The sequence below is a fragment of the Bifidobacterium myosotis genome, from assembly GCF_002259745.1.
GTDB lineage: Bacteria > Actinomycetota > Actinomycetes > Actinomycetales > Bifidobacteriaceae > Bifidobacterium > Bifidobacterium myosotis.
Genome location: NZ_MWWW01000002.1, coordinates 218,500 through 231,945 on the forward strand (window position 1 = coordinate 218,500; position 13,446 = coordinate 231,945).

Sequence of the window (13,446 nt, forward strand, 5' to 3'; positions counted from 1 at the left end):
CGGCTGCGCCGGCAGCTCCCCTCAGAGAGGGGCGCCAATCAAACACATGGCTCTCCTCACCGAGGGGAGCTGTCGCGTAAGCGACTGAGGGGAAGCACCCAACCCCTCTCCAACAAACCGTTAAGGAGTACAATATGCGTCTGCTGATTATGGGCCCCCAGGGCGTGGGCAAGGGCACTCAGGCAGCCCTCCTCGCCGAGCACTACGGCATCCCGACCATCTCCACCGGCGACATCTTCCGCTACAACATCAAGAACAAGACCGAGCTCGGTCTCGAAGCCATGAGCTACACCGACAAGGGCGAGCTGGTTCCGGATTCCCTGACCAACAAGATCGTCAAGGACCGTCTGGCCAAGGAGGATTGCGCCAACGGCTGGATTCTCGATGGCTACCCGCGCAATGCGTCCCAGGTCGAGGCCCTCGATCAGATGCTGGCCGAGCTGGGCGTCAAGCTTGATCATGTGGTGGCCCTCGAGGCCGGCCGCGAGGTGCTGCTCGAGCGTATGAAGAAGCGCGCCGCCGAGCAGGGACGTGCCGACGACACCCCGGAGGCCATCGCGAAGCGTCTGGAGACCTACGAGAAGGAAACCGCCCCGCTGCTTGACACCTACAAGTCCCGCGGCCTGCTGGTCGCCGTGAACGGTGTCGGCGCGATCGACGAGATCAGCAAGACCATTATCGCCGAGCTCGGCTGAACGAAGCTGACGTCGGTGCCGTTTGCCGGCACCTGATATCACAGTCATTATCAATGCCCTTGTACGACACGCCGTGTGTCGCGCAAGGGCATTTGCGTATATAGTTATAGGTTGGTGTGTCTTCGTACACGTCATTAGTAATAGTCCAAGGATAGGAACTGAGGCGCATGGCAAAAGACGGTGTGATTGAAGTCGAAGGTCAGGTGGTGGAAGCACTGCCGAACGCGATGTTTCGCGTAGAGCTCGAAAACAAGCACATCGTGCTCGCCACGATCTCCGGCAAGATGCGTAAGAACTACATCCGCATCCTTCCGCAGGATCGTGTCGTGCTCGAGATGAGCCCCTACGACCTGAACCGCGGACGTATTACGTACCGTTATAAGTAAAGGTACACAAGAAAAGGATAACCATGAAGGTCAGCCCTAGCGTGAAGAGGATCTGCGAAAACTGCCGCGTGATCCGTCGTCACGGCCGCGTCATGGTGATCTGCACCAACCCCCGCCACAAGCAGCGTCAGGGCTGAGAGCAGATTCTCCAGCGGCATTGATATCAGGCACTCCCTCACAGTGCTTCCCGTCAGGGAACGACACTGAACCACGGGTACGTAGGCCCGTGCCGGTCACCGGACGAGTGGGTGCAAGACCTACGGAAAACAAGAAGGAATCGCAATGGCACGTCTTGCCGGAGTCGACATCCCCAATGAGAAGCGCATCGAGATCGCCCTCACCTACATTTTCGGTGTGGGCCGCACTCGTGCCAAGGAAACGCTTGCCGCGACCGGTATCAGCCCGGACATCCGCGTCAAGGATCTCACCGACGAGCAGCTGATTACGCTGCGTGACTACCTCGAGGCCAACTACAAGATCGAGGGTGATCTGCGTCGTGAAATCGATGCGGATATTCGTCGCAAGATTCAGATCAACTGCTACCAAGGCCAGCGTCACCGTAAGGGACTTCCTGTGCGCGGTCAGCGCACCAAGACCAACGCCCGTACCCGCAAGGGCCCGAAGCGCACGGTCGCCGGAAAGAAGAAGGCCACCAAGTAATAGGTGGCATGCTCCGGGCCACGGGATGACCATCCCATCGCCCGGACTCAACAATTTAGTTCGTTAATAGGAAACGAGGGTCAATGGCAGCTCCAAAGCAAGCCGCTCGTAAGCCCGCCCGTCGCCGCGACCGCAAGTCGATTCCGGTGGGTCAGGCTCACATCAAGTCCACTTTCAACAACACGATCATCTCGATCACCGATCCGTCCGGCGCTGTGGTGTCCTGGGCCTCCGGTGGCGACGTCGGTTTCAAGGGCTCCCGTAAGTCCACTCCGTACGCTGCTGGTATGGCTGCCGAGTCCGCCGCCCGCAAGGCTATGGAGCACGGTCTCAAGAAGGTCGACGTCTTCGTCAAGGGCCCGGGTTCCGGTCGTGAGACCGCCATCCGTTCCCTGCAGTCCGCGGGCCTCGAGGTCGGTTCCATCACCGACGTCACCCCGCAAGCCCACAACGGCGTTCGTCCTCCGAAGCGTCGTCGCGTCTGAGCACTCAGCAATTCCATCCATCCATAACCGCCTGACTGGTGAGTGCACCACCGAGTCAAGCTGAAAGGATAACCACAGTGCTTATTGCACAGCGTCCGACTCTGACCGAGGAATCTCTGAATCCACAGCGCTCCCGCTTCATCATTGAGCCGCTTGAGCCTGGCTTCGGCTATACGCTCGGCAACTCGCTGCGTCGCACGCTGCTGAGTTCCATCCCGGGTGCTGCCGTGACCTCCGTGCGCATCTCCGGTGCCCTGCACGAGTTCACTACTCTGCCGGGCGTCCAGGAGGATGTCACCGAGATCCTGCTGAACACCAAGGGCATCGTGCTCACCAGCGAATACGACGAGCCTGTGGTCATGTACCTGCGCAAGAGCGGCAAGGGCGAAGCCGTCGCCGGGGATATCACCCCGCCGGCCGGCGTCACCATTGCCAACCCGGAGCACCACATCGCTACCCTCGCCGATGATGGCGAACTCGAGATCGAGTTCACCGTCGAGCGTGGCCGCGGCTATGTGCCTGCCCAGATGAACAAGCAGGACACCGATGAGATCGGCCGTATTCCGGTCGATTCCATCTACTCCCCGGTACTCAAGGTGAGCTACAAGGTCGAGGCCACCCGTGTGGAGCAGCGCACGGACTTCGACAAGCTCATTCTGGACGTGGAGACCAAGCCCGCCATCTCCCCGCGTGATGCGGTGGCTTCCGCCGGTTCGACCCTGGTTGAGCTGTTCGGCCTGTGCCGCGAGCTCAACACCCAGGCCGAAGGCGTCGAGGTCGGTCCGGCCCCGGTGGCCGAGGAGACCAACCCCGAAATGGCGGTTCCGATCGAGGACCTCAACCTGACGCAGCGTTCCTACAACTGCCTCAAGCGCGAGGGCATCCACACGATCGGCGAGCTTGTCTCCCATACCGAGCAGGACCTGCTCGACATCCGCAATTTCGGTATGAAGTCGATTGACGAGGTCAAGGAGAAGCTGCAGACCTTGGGTCTGAGCCTCAAGTCCTCGCCGATGGCCTTCGATACCATCAATCTCGAAGGTGGCACGTTCTTCTCGCCGGAAGACGAGTGATCTGCCTCTTTTGACCAACCGTCCGTAGTACAGGCAATCGGATGTTCGGGCATGTGCCCACCTGCTTGCCGTGACGGACAATAAGGAGTAAACCCATGCCTACACCCAAGAAGGGCCCGCGTCTGGCTTCCAGCCCTGCGCACGAGCGCCTCATGCTGGCAAACATGGCGACCAGCCTGTTCCAGAACGGCCGCATCACCACCACGCTGCCGAAGGCCAAGCGCCTTCGTCCGCTGGCCGAGCGTCTGATCACCTTCGCCAAGCGCGGTGATCTGCACTCCCGCCGTCGCGTGATGCGCGTCATCCGCAACAAGTCCGTGGTGCACGTCCTGTTCACCCAGATTGCCGAGCAGATGGAGCAGCGTGAGGGTGGCTACACCCGTATCGTCAAGATCGCCCCGCGCGTCGGCGATGCCGCTCCGGCCGCCATCATCGAGCTCGTGACCGAGCCGGTGGCCAAGAAGGCCGTGGTGAAGGAAGCCGAAGCCGCGACCAAGGTTGCTGACGAGGCTCCGGCCGAGGCTACCGAGGCTGAGAACACCGAGGCTACCGAGGCTCCGGTTGCTGAGGCTCCGGCTGAGGAGACCGCCGCTGAGGCTCCCGCCGAGGCTGAGGCTGAGAAGGCCGAGTGAGCGCAGTCTGACTGAACGCTTCACCAATTAGCCAGAGGGTTGGAATCCATTGGGTTCCAACCCTCTTCGCGTTTTCATAAGCCTTCGGGGAGAATGAGGTGAGGTATGGGCTTTTACAACGTGCGCACCGCGCGGATGGCCTCGGCGCGGGCGGCGAGCTGGTCGTCGGCGGGATAGGCGATGTGCTCCAGCGTCAATCCTTGCGGCGCAATGGGTCCGCTCGACCCTTCCCGCACCGGTTCGGCCATTTTCCCGGCGAACCATGCCAATGACTTGCGCCCGGAGCCGACCTTGATGCACGAGCCGACCAGAGAACGCACCATATTGCGGGCGAAGGCGTCCGCCACGATTGTGAACGTTATCAATCCGGACTCCAGCGTCGGCGTCCGATAGGCCTCATCCATGGCGATAGCATTCGGAATCAAAGGCGCTGCCGGCACCCGACGCCAGTAGGCGGTTTTGACTTCCCGAATCGTGGTGCCGCCGGGGTTCGGGGTGGCAAACGAGCCGAAATCGTGAAGTCCGATGGTCATCGCGGCGGCCTGGTTCATCACGTCCAAATCCAACGTCTCATCCACGCGCAGCACGCAGCCACGCAATCGCGGGTCCACTTCACTGGATTGGTCGGCCACCCGATAAACATACGTGCGTTCCAGCGCCGAAAAACGGGCGTCAAAGCCTTCCGGGGCCACCGAGACCCGGTGAATCACGATATCCGAAGGCAGTACCGCCTTGAGACGACGGGCCAGCGCCTCGGTGGATGGCACCTCCATATGGCCCACGCAACGGGCCAGCACCTCGTCGGACACATCCAGATGCGCCACCTGATGCGAGGCGTGCACGCCGGTGTCTGTGCGGCCGGCCACCGTGAGCCGCAACGGTTCATCGGCGTCATCGAACGGCACGCGCAACACCTTGTGCAACGCATCCTCGATGGTGCCTTGTACGGTGCGCAGGTCGGGCTGGCGCGCCCAACCATAGAATCCGCCGCCGTCATATGCCAAATCAAGCCGAAGTCGTGTCATAATCATCCATCCTAACGGGCGACGACAGTGGTTCTCGTCAGAAATGTGTTGACGAATTGACTACCCCCTAGTCCCGCTTCGCGTGCTAGCTCGTCCTGCAATTTCGGACTCGCTACGCGCGCAGCTGATTGGCTCGCCTGTTGGCTCGCACGATGCCTACAAATAACTTCGCGGTTTGCTTCATGGCAACGTCCTGACAAGCGGAGCCAAAAACATGATCAACGAACTTCTGGTGTAGAACACACGTAGGACGCCAGAGGCGAGAGAGAGGCAATTGCGACGAACCGAAAATAATACGCAGCCAACGAATGCAATAAAGCCATTACCCTCAGTCTCGTCCACACCCGTCGCGGCTCGTCCCATCCTGGTGCCGGCCCCGCACAAGTGACCTGCCCGTAACACGCCCGCACATTTGACGAAACCGAGCGGTTCTAGGTTGAAGTCATCACAGCCGGTCACGGTGGACGGCGCGAGCGTGCGCCAAATCCGTTCCGGTCGCTACAGCAAGGAGCAGGTACGATGATCGAATCCGCGGCACACAAACTGGCCCACGATCTGGTGAACCGCCGCGAGGCGATTAACCGCGAGCTGTCCCGCAACGGCGTGCGGTTCGGCATTTACAAGAACGGCGAATATCATGACCGGCTCTTCCCGTACGATCCGGTGCCGCGCATCATCGAATCGGACGAGTTCGACGAGCTGGAGAAGGGACTCAAGCAGCGCGTCAACGCCCTCAATGCCTATCTCAAGGACATCTACTCGGACAAGGCCGTCATCCATGACGGTGTGATTCCCGAGGAATATGTATACACCTCCGCCGGCTACTTCCCGCAGGTCAACGGCGTGACCCCTCCCGGCGGCATCTTCGCGCACATCGCCGGCGAGGATCTCGTCCAGGGCGAGGACGGTCGCTGGTGGGTGCTCGAAGACAACCTGCGCATCCCCTCCGGCGCCAGCTATCCGCTGTTCGTGCGCGACATCGAGCGCCGCATCTCACCGCGACTGTTCCGCGACGTGCGCATCCGCGACAATCGCGAATACCCCCGACTGCTACGCAAGGCCATGGACTTCGTCTCCACCGAGGGTATCGCCGTGGTGCTGACTCCCGGCCGCTACAATTCCGCGTTCTTCGAACACGCCTATCTGGCCGAGAAGACCGGCGCGGCGCTCGCCTTCCCCGAGGACCTCGAGGTGGTGGACAACAAGGTGTACTTCCTCGACTACGCCGGTAAGCGGCATCGTGTGGGCGTGGTCTATCGTCGTCTGTCCGACGAGTACCTTGACCCGTTCGCCTTCAACCCCGATTCGGTGATCGGCGTGCCGGGCATCCTGTCCGCCTATCGCGCCGGCAATGTGGCGATCGTCAACGCGCCCGGCAACGGCGCGGCCGACGATAAGGCCATCTACTACTTCGTTCCGCAGATGATCAAGTACTATCTCGGCGAGGAGCCCATCCTGCACAACGCGCCGACCTACATGCCGATGTTCGAGGCCGACCGCAAGGAGGTTCTCGATCGAATGGGCGAGCTGGTGATCAAGGATGTGGCCGAGGCCGGCGGCTACGGCGTGGTGTTCGGCTCGTCGCTGGACACCACGGCCCGTGAGGAACTGGCCGACCGTATCAAGGAGGAGCCGCGCCGGTTCATCGCCCAGGAGGTCATCCAGTTCCGCGATATCGATGTGTTCGATCCGAAGACCGGGGAGATGTCTCCGCGCAAGTGCGATCTGCGCGCGTTCGTCGTGACCGGCAAGAACACGCACGTCTGGTATTCCGGACTGACCCGGTATTCGTCCGTGCCCGGCCAGATGATCGTGAACTCCTCGCAGGGCGGCGGATTCAAGGATACGTGGGTGCTCGCCTCCGAATCCGGTGTGGAACATGAGCTCGACGCGAATGCGCAGGTGGTGAACCTGCTGAGCCAATCCCGCCGTCATTCGCTCTCGCTGGTCACGGCGTCGAAGGCCGACAACCTGTACTGGCTCGGACGGTACACCGAGCGTGCGTTCACCACGCTCAACCAGTTCTTCCCGTTCTACGACCGTGTGATGGACACCGACGTGGACGCCTTCCGCCCGTTCGCGCACGCCCTTGATCTACCGGAGGACTTCGAGGACTTCGACGAGTTCGTTAAGAACTTCCTGTACGACGGCAGTAATCCGGATTCCGTGCGCTCGGCCGTGACCGCCGCGTTCAACAACGCCGTGATCCTGCGTCCGGAACTGAGCTCCCGTCTGCTGCAGTACGTGGAGCTGGCGATGACCAACATCACCGATGCCGCCAAGAAGGCCGACCCCGCGGAGAGCTTGTACAACCATCGCGACATCGCGGACGATTTGCTCGCCTTCTGGGGCGGCATCGAGAATTCCCCAGTGGACCCCACACTCAAGGCATTCGTGTTCATCGGCAAGTATCTGGAGCGCATCGACCTGTACACGCGCTTCGGCCTGTCCATGGAGGAGATGGAAGCCCCGTTGCGTAAGCTCGCCTCCTATTCGATGGTGCTGGACGGCATGCCGCTGCCGAGCTGCTTCGCCGACGGCCTGAGCTGGCTGGTCGGCCAGCTGCCCGCACGCGGATATCAGAACGTGGCGGATTTGTTGCAGCAGTACCTCGACGACTATTCCGGGCGTGTCAGTGCCTTGGCCATCAAGGACATGGGCTCGCTGAGCGCGATGAATATGGATGCCAAGCGCCCCTGACGGACGGAAATGCTAAGGTGGTAGCACGAAACACGGCTTGATGTGATGGTTGGTGTTTCGTGCCCACTAGGCTGTGTTGTTTGATTCCCGCAGGAGATACGTTGAAAAAACTCGTGTTCGACTATGAGATGAAGCTTTCCTTCAGTTCTCCGGTCACCGACCATCGGTTCCAGCTGCGTTGCATCCCCGCCACCGGTCCGCGCCAGCAGGTGATTGACGTGGAAGTCAAGCTCACGCCGGAGACCGAACTCGAGACCACCATCGATTCCTTCGATTCCGTGGTGATGACCGGGTTCATCCCCGAGCCCCATGACGTGTTCAAGTACTCGGTGACCGGCATCGCCTTCGTGGACAATGAGCACATCAAAACCGAGATCTACAAGCCGCTCTACCGATTCAACTCGGCGCTGACCATCCCCGGCCCCTGCGTGGAGGCCATGATAGCGACGTGCCGTGAGCGTATGGCCGGACTGCCGTCCAATGCCACGCCTGTCGAGAAGGCCGCCGAGGTGATGCACGAGGTGTATCGGGCGTTCGTCTACACGCCCGGTTCCACCACCATCCGCACCACCGCCGAGGAGGCGCTCGCGCAGCGCAAGGGCGTGTGCCAGGACTACGCGCATGTGATGCTGTCCGTCTGCCGTCATGTGGGGCTGACCGCGCGGTACATCGCCGGTCTGCTGGGCGGCGAGGGCGCCACCCACGCATGGGTCGAGGTGTATCAGGATGGCCGCTGGATCGGGCTCGACCCGACGCATGACCGTCTGGTGGATGACAACTACATCACCATCGCCCACGGCCGTGATTACCGTGACTGCATGCTCGATATCGGCATCTTCTCCGGCTATAACGTCGAGCAGCACCAGTGGGTCAACGCCTCCGTGCACGAACAGCTGACGTGAGTTCGCGGTGGGCCGTTTCGACCCGTTTCGGTCCGTGACGGGCCGGGGCATCCCGGGGCCTGCTGCGCGGCATACGGAGCGTCACGTTACGCATCTCACATATCGCGCCCGCTCGCATTATTGACGCATGAAACATGCCTGCGCTATAACGGGGCGCGGTATGAAAGCAATGCGTACAGGAGAGGTGAATGCGAACATGAGCGAAATAGGCGAGACTCAGGACGATAACAGCAGCATAGACAACAGCGATACCGCCGATATCGGCAACGGCGGCAGCAATGGCACGGCGACGGGCGGTCCGGTCCGGGAATCGCCGGCCCAATCGGAATCGACGAACGACGGGCATCCTGCGTTGCCGTCGCAGCGGGTGCGGCAGCCAGGCAAGACCAACGACCCGACCATCACCAATGGACGTACGCACGGACGCGGCTATGGACGTATGCACACCATCGATAAGCGGCGCGCCATCCATCCGGACATCGCCCGTCTCGGCGCCGAACACCCCGACATCAACGTGCTGGATGCGGAGGCGGTGGCCAACCGGGACCGTGCCGAAGCGGAGATCGACAAGGAGCGGCGGGCCGCGCGTGGTCAATCAGGCCGGTCGGCTGCCGGCAAGGCCCATCACGGGCATGCGCTCGCCGGCATTCTGGGGCCGGCGTTCGTGGCCGCCGTCGCGTACGTGGACCCGGGCAATGTGGCCGCCAACATCACATCCGGCGCGCGATACGGTTACCTGCTGGTATGGGTGCTGGTGCTCGCTAATGCGATGAGTGTGCTCATCCAATACCAGTCCGCCAAACTGGGCATAGTGACCGGCAAGTCGCTGCCCGAACTGCTGGGCGAGCGCATGAGGGACGCCGGACGTTTCATGTTCTTCGCCCAAGCTGAGGTCATCGCCATCGCCACCGATCTGGCCGAGCTCATCGGCGGCGCCATAGCACTGAATCTGCTGTTCGATTTGCCGCTGTTCGTGGGCGGATGCGTGATCGGTGCGGTTTCGACCGTTCTGCTGCTGTTCGAAGGCGGTAAGACGCACCGTCTGTTTGAGAAGATGGTGATTGCGCTGCTGCTGGTCATCACCTTCGGCTTCATCGCGGGCTTGTTCATCGCGCCGCCCGACCCGGCCGAGGTGGCGGGCGGTCTGATTCCGCACTTCACCACCACGGATTCGGTGCTCATGGCCTCCTCGATGCTCGGCGCTACGGTGATGCCGCACGCCATCTACCTGCATTCCACGCTGGTCAATGACCACTACGCTGCCGGTCAGGCCAAGCCGTCCACCAAGCGTCTGCTCGACGGCTCCAAGGTCGATGTGGTGTGGGCGCTGCTGCTCGCCGGCTCGGTGAACCTGTGCCTGCTCATTCTCGCCGCGAACTCGCTTTACGGCATGCAGGGCACCGATTCCATCGAGGGAGCGCAGCATGCCATCGTCTCCGTGCTGGGGCCGGTGATCGGTACGATCTTCTCCATCGGATTGCTGGCCTCGTCGCTGAGCTCCACCTCGGTGGGCACCTACGCCGGCTCCGAGATCATGCACGGCCTGCTCAGGATCAAGGCTCCGATGTGGGCCTGCCGCGTGGTCACGTTGGTGCCCGGTCTGATCGTGCTGTGGTTCGCCCCGAACCCCACCGAGGCGCTGGTGATCGGTCAGGTGATTCTGTCCATCGGCATCCCGTTCGCCATCATCCCGCTCATGCGCTATACGCATGACAAGGCCTTGATGGGCAAGTGGGTGGACGGTCCGGTCAAGCATGCGCTGTTCATCGCCGTGGCCGTGCTCATCATCGCCCTCAACGTGCTGCTCGTGGTCCTCACCGTGCTCGGCAAGGCGTAAGTGTCCTGGTGGCTCGTCTCACTAACAATTGAGGGGTTCAGCTTCTGCCTCTCCCTCAGTCGGCTTCGCTGACAGCCCCTCTTCGAGGGGGCCGATACCGCTCAAACAATTGAGAGACGGACCACTGGTTCTCCGGCTGGTTTGCCAACTGGCTCTCAACTGGTAAGTCGACTTCCAATGTGCATCTGTGTTGATGTTGTATTGTGTCCTGGTGAGGATTAATGCCGTTCAGTGCTGGTTTCATCGCTTGAGGCGTTTGTCGATGTCGCGATGTCGAGCGTCAACGGTTGGTCGTCGGCTTTGTGGTCCTTTCGTGGTTGTCTTCGTGGTCTTTGGTATCGCCTGACTGTCAGTTTTCGATGGTTGTTAGTTGCTGACTGTCGGTTCTCGTCGTTTCGGTGTCGGACCTCGACGGTTGGCTGTCGGATTTCGACGCATCACTGTCGGTTCTCGTCGGTTGAGTGTCGGATTTCGTGCATATGCTGTACGAGGTCCGACACTCATGCGTTGAGGTCCGACACTCAACTGCCGAAATCCGACACTCAATCGTTAGGAACCGACAGTGATGCGTCGAGAACCGACAGCCAACCGTCGAGATTCGACAACACAGCCGAGGAAATGACGAATGCACGTTGGGATACGAACTGCATGCGCCAGAGATCAACAGATTGGCTGCTGGGTTAAACGGTTAGGTTGTGTTAGACCAAGGTGTTGCTGGTTGCATCGCATGTATACTCGATTATCTGCGCTCTAGCTAAGGCAGGGATGCTTAGAAGTCAGTAATCGCAACGATTCTAATGGCTAGTGGTCTGTCTCGTAATTGTCTGAGTGGTGTTGGCCCCCTCTGGTGAGGGGTCGGCTGTCAGCGAAGCTGACGGGGACAGAAGCTGAACCCCCTCAATCATTAGTGAGGCAGACCGCTAGTATGCCGCGCCAAAAGTTCGTTGAATATATTATTGGCTCTCCTTGTTAGGGGAGCTGGCCTGCGAAGCGGGTCTGAGGGGTAGTGAATTAATCAACGAATTTCTGACGTGGCATACTAGCAACACTTTGGTCTAACAGTCCCGACGGTTATGGCGGGCGGTGGAGCGATTGGCGTCGCTGTCGCCGTGCATACGCGCTTGTCATGCGGCATGATTATCAGACGATGCGGAAGGACGAGTACGCCTCTAAGCCGGCGGAATGTGGATACGTCATCGAGTTATCCACAGCATTCACGCGAAATGGCCCGTTGAGTTATCCACATTTCCCGGTTGGCCTTGTGCTTGTTGCATGTCATCCGTTAGCGTCAGTGCATGGGGACATACGGAACTATCAGAAACAAGCTTGCCGATGCGCAGATGCGACGGCAATGCCTCTGCACAGCCGATTCACGCGAATGCGCATACCTGAATCGCATGACGAAGGACGGTGACGTTCTTCGCCCCTATCCCAGCATGTACGTCGAGTGTCAGTACTGGGGCAGTCTCAATCCCGTCGAGAAAATGTTGCATGTTATGCGGACGCTGGCGATTCGTCATCCCAACATGGTGTTTGCCGGTATTTCGGCAGCGTGTGCGTGGGGTCTTGAACATTCGTTCCATTTGCATTCCAACGATGATCGCATCATGCTGGCATCGTCTGGCGGCACGCCGCGTAACGGCTATTGTGAACGTATTCGCAGATTTTATGTGCCGCAGCATGAGATTGAACGAGCTTGCGAAATCAGTGGCGTCCGGGTCACCACAATTGAACGTACGCTGTTCGACTGTGGCCGTTTGTATGAGGGGCGCAGTGCGTTGTCGTTCTATGATTCGGCCCTGCGGCAGGGGATGATATCCCGTGAAGACCTGATTGCATACTGTGACGAGCCGCATCGTGCCCGCAACCAGCATCAGTCGCGTGCCTTGGCTCGTTTCGCCAACGGTCTGAGCGAAAACGGCGGGGAATCGTTCTGCTATGCCACCATGGCTGAGGAAGGCATGATGCTACCTGAGCAGCAGGCTGAGTTTTCCGATATGCACAATGCTGGTCAGTTGTACCGCGTCGACTATCTGTGGAAGTTGCCTGATGGGAGGTTGATCGTCGGGGAGCTCGATGGACAGCAGAAGTACGTTGATGTTTCCATGACGAATGGGCGCTCGGTTGAAGGGGTGGTGGTTCGTGAACGCAATCGTCAGGAAGCGCTGAAGGCTGGAGGCGTTACACAGATTGTCCGATGGTTCTTCGCTGACGCGGTTCGGCGCTCTCCGATGATTGACAAGCTTACGGCAGCGGGAGTGCCGTGTGGAACGGTCTCCGCGCCGTGGATACGTTGACATATCGGAAACTACTGGTCCGTCTCACAAATAATTGAGCACTGCATCTCCTGTCTCTCTCCCCAGTCAGCTTTGCTGCCGACCCCTCGCCAGAGGGGGCCAACACCGCTCAGACAATTACGAGACAGACCACTACGCTGCAATTCCGCGGTCTCGTCGAGTCGCAAATGACTTGAAATTGATTGCTTAGGCTGGAAACAGCTGGTGGAGAATAGCCGGAACGGAATAACTGGCCGGCTCAACGGCGTAAACGACGAAACTGTTGGCTCTGTTAAGCCAGAATTGACATAGGTGAATCAGCTCGGATTCCGAATGGGGTGATTCCTCGAGGAAATCCGCCCAACCGACCCGCCTTGTATGTCAATTCTGACTTAACAGAGTCACACTTTTCCCACGAGTCAGTGCCAACGTCTGAGTACGTGTTTTGGCGCGCTTTGGCTGTCGGAGCTCAACACTGTCGGACCTCGACGGTTGGCTGTCGGTTCTCGTCGTTTCAGTGTCGGACCTCAATGTTCGGCTGTCGGATTTCGACGGTTGAGTGTCGGTTTTCGTACATATGTTGTACGAAATCCGACACTCATGCGTTGAGGTCCGACACTGAACGGTCGAAATCCGACACTCAACCGTTAGGAACCGACAGCTATGCGTCGAGAACCGACAGCTATGCGTCGAGAACCGACAGCTATGCGTCGAGAACCGACAGCCAACCGTCGAGGTTCAACAGTGGAGCTGCCATCCGACAGCGGAGCTGCCA

12 protein-coding genes are annotated in these 13,446 nt (G+C 60.0%); 11 read left to right on the forward strand and 1 reads right to left on the reverse strand.

Annotated elements, in window-relative coordinates; all coding sequences use genetic code 11:
* The first annotated feature begins 134 nt into the window (after positions 1 to 134).
* From BMYO_RS01095 to rplQ, 7 genes are all read left to right on the forward strand, one after another.
* A complete protein-coding gene (locus BMYO_RS01095) occupies positions 135 to 695 on the forward strand; it encodes an adenylate kinase (protein ID WP_094666742.1) in 561 nt (186 codons plus the stop codon).
* A 167-nt stretch (positions 696 to 862) separates the two neighbouring features.
* Positions 863 to 1,081 (forward strand): translation initiation factor IF-1, encoded by a 219-nt coding sequence (infA, locus tag BMYO_RS01100; RefSeq protein ID WP_003808114.1) that lies wholly within the window; start codon positions 863 to 865, stop codon positions 1,079 to 1,081.
* 23 nt (positions 1,082 to 1,104) lie between these two features.
* Complete coding sequence (gene rpmJ / locus BMYO_RS01105) at positions 1,105 to 1,218, forward strand: 50S ribosomal protein L36 (RefSeq protein WP_003814578.1); 114 nt, start codon at positions 1,105 to 1,107, stop codon at positions 1,216 to 1,218.
* Between the two features lie 145 nt (positions 1,219 to 1,363).
* On the forward strand, positions 1,364 to 1,741 hold the full coding sequence (gene rpsM, locus BMYO_RS01110; protein WP_012578466.1) for a 30S ribosomal protein S13: 378 nt from the start codon (positions 1,364 to 1,366) through the stop codon (positions 1,739 to 1,741).
* Between the two features lie 83 nt (positions 1,742 to 1,824).
* On the forward strand, positions 1,825 to 2,226 hold the full coding sequence (gene rpsK / locus BMYO_RS01115; protein WP_094666743.1) for a 30S ribosomal protein S11: 402 nt from the start codon (positions 1,825 to 1,827) through the stop codon (positions 2,224 to 2,226).
* A gap of 77 nt (positions 2,227 to 2,303) precedes the next feature.
* A complete protein-coding gene (locus tag BMYO_RS01120; protein ID WP_094666744.1) occupies positions 2,304 to 3,299 on the forward strand; it encodes a DNA-directed RNA polymerase subunit alpha in 996 nt (331 codons plus the stop codon).
* A 95-nt stretch (positions 3,300 to 3,394) separates the two neighbouring features.
* The gene (gene rplQ / locus BMYO_RS01125; protein WP_094666745.1) at positions 3,395 to 3,931 is read left to right on the forward strand and encodes a 50S ribosomal protein L17; all 537 of its coding nucleotides are present in this window, start codon (positions 3,395 to 3,397) and stop codon (positions 3,929 to 3,931) included.
* A gap of 113 nt (positions 3,932 to 4,044) precedes the next feature.
* On the opposite strand, the gene truA is transcribed toward rplQ, so the two are convergent.
* Entirely contained in the window at positions 4,045 to 4,956 is a 912-nt protein-coding gene (truA, locus tag BMYO_RS01130; RefSeq protein WP_094666746.1) for a tRNA pseudouridine(38-40) synthase TruA, read from the reverse strand.
* 519 nt (positions 4,957 to 5,475) lie between these two features.
* Here truA and BMYO_RS01135 point away from each other — a divergent pair.
* From BMYO_RS01135 to BMYO_RS01150, 4 genes are all read left to right on the forward strand, one after another.
* Positions 5,476 to 7,656 carry a circularly permuted type 2 ATP-grasp protein gene (locus tag BMYO_RS01135; protein WP_094666747.1) on the forward strand — a complete coding sequence of 727 codons (2,181 nt, stop codon included), beginning with the start codon at positions 5,476 to 5,478 and terminating at the stop codon, positions 7,654 to 7,656.
* A gap of 101 nt (positions 7,657 to 7,757) precedes the next feature.
* On the forward strand, positions 7,758 to 8,558 hold the full coding sequence (locus tag BMYO_RS01140; protein WP_094666748.1) for a transglutaminase family protein: 801 nt from the start codon (positions 7,758 to 7,760) through the stop codon (positions 8,556 to 8,558).
* A gap of 532 nt (positions 8,559 to 9,090) precedes the next feature.
* Positions 9,091 to 10,395, forward strand: coding sequence for an Nramp family divalent metal transporter (locus BMYO_RS01145; RefSeq protein WP_375137680.1), 1,305 nt, complete (start codon positions 9,091 to 9,093; stop codon positions 10,393 to 10,395).
* Positions 10,396 to 11,792: 1,397 nt separating this feature from the next.
* Positions 11,793 to 12,692 carry a hypothetical protein gene (locus tag BMYO_RS01150; protein WP_094666749.1) on the forward strand — a complete coding sequence of 300 codons (900 nt, stop codon included), beginning with the start codon at positions 11,793 to 11,795 and terminating at the stop codon, positions 12,690 to 12,692.
* Positions 12,693 to 13,446: the final 754 nt, after the last annotated feature.